The 2,047-nt window shown below is 28.5% G+C and carries 1 protein-coding gene; it reads right to left on the reverse strand.

Features of this window, described 5'->3' with window-relative positions; all coding sequences use genetic code 11:
- Nucleotides 1-188 precede the first annotated feature (188 nt).
- Nucleotides 189-2,047, reverse strand: a 1,859-nt coding sequence (locus tag AB2369_RS13080; protein ID WP_367666910.1) for a sigma-54 interaction domain-containing protein, incomplete at its 5' end; no start/stop codon positions are given.

Raw genomic sequence — 2,047 nt, forward strand, 5'->3', positions numbered from 1 at the left:
GCAATGGTCATGCCAAAATTACACTATATCTTCCTTTTTTCAAAAACATCTTAAATTTCTTCCTTCTACAAGGATTTTAATATATTTTATCTTTATATTTTTCTTCTTTTAAATTTTAAAAAATATAAATAGGTTCATTAATAGGAAACTTATCATCCTATTAATGAACCTATTTATATTGTACTCTATTATTCACAATAACTTATAAACGCCTTTCCTTTATTAGTTATCTCACTACCTTTTCTTCCTACTGATGAGTTTATCAATCCTAGATTCTTTAAGGTAACTAAAATTTTCTTAGTCTCACCTTCTGATAACTCTATATTTCTTTCCTTAAATATATTTATTATTCTATCTCTTCCTAAGGTTTCATTCCTCTCATTAAAACTACTTATTAATTTAAGTATACCTAAGGCTTTATTAAAATCACATTTATTTTTTAAAAGTTCCTTATCATAACTATAGTTTTTCTCTTCCTTCTCTAAAGTTAATGGTAAATCTGTAACTCTCACCTTATCCTCACACATTAAAGAAAGATAGGATGCTACGTTGTAAAGTTCCCTTATGTTACCTGGCCACCTATGAGATAATAAGCTATTTTTTGCTTCCTCTTCTATTTCTATATGTCTTTCAATAAAATGATTTAAAAGAGGTATTATATCTCCCTTTCTTTCTCTAAGAGGTGGTACACTTACTGGTAATACATTAATCCTATAATAAAGATCCTCCCTAAAACCACCTTCTCTTATCATCTTAAGAATATTTTTATTAGTGGCAGCTATTACCCTTACATTTATATTTATAATCTTCTCTGATCCTAAAGGCATTATCTGTCTTTCTTGAAGAACCCTTAATAACTTTGTTTGAAGAAGAAGGGACATATCTCCTATCTCATCTAAAAATATAGTTCCGTTATTAGCAACTTCAAAAAGTCCCTTCTTTCCTTCCTTTAAAGCTCCTGTAAAGGCTCCTTTTTCATAACCAAACAATTCACTCTCTAACAAGTTTTCAGGCATGGCTGCACAGTTTACCGCTATAAAAGGTTGCTTATTTCGTTCTGATTCATTATGAATAGATTGAGCTAACAATTCTTTTCCAGTACCACTTTCTCCTATTATTAATACTGTAAGATCCGACTTTGATATTTTTTTAGAAAGATTCAAACATTGAATCATAGATGGGCAGTTAGTCTTTATGTGATGAAAATAATATCTAGCAATTTGTCCCTTTGATTTTATTTGCCTTGTAAGATTTTGTTCAAGCTGTTTTATATAAGTTATCTCTTGAATATTGTAATAACTACCCTTTTTTATCCCTAAGTTATATATACTAGTTTTCTTAATATTTATATATTTATCCTTAAACTGAAAGACCTCATCTGAAATCTCTTCTTCTTTTATAACTCTTTCAAGGTCTTCCTTAAATATATCTTCTACTGATACTCCCTGAATATCTCCCTTTAAGTCTAAAATAGTTTTAAAACTTTCATTAAAAACTTTTATTATGCCCTTTTCATTAGTAAATATTATGCCATCCCTCGATATATTTAATATGGTATCAAGTTCCTCTATCTTTAAAAATAATTCCTTATATTTGTCTCTAATACCACCATCTAAGCTTACTATTTTCTCGGAATACTTAATAAGCTTTTTTCCTATATCAATGGTATCTATATCAAGTATACTTATTATCTGCATAAACGTAGATATATCTATATACCTATTACCAAGGTCTATAATTTTATTTATATATTTAGGAACTCTTTCACTAACTCCTGGGGTAAGAGCTATATTTATATCTTGATAATCCTCTCCATCTATGTAAGCCATAAGATTTAAGTGATTTATTCCTATCTCATAAAATAAGGATACTGTTTCATATGTGGTTTGATCATTATCATTAACCACCAATACATCTGTTCCTTCTGGAATGGAAAAAATCTTATATATCTCATCCTCTTGAAAAGTTCTATTTACTACTATTATCTTACTCTTCAAACTTACATATTTCTTTACTTCATAGGCTCTTTCTCTTATCATTACAAGGA

The organism is Clostridium sp. (assembly GCF_040797585.1).
Lineage (GTDB): Bacteria > Bacillota > Clostridia > Clostridiales > Clostridiaceae > Clostridium_Z.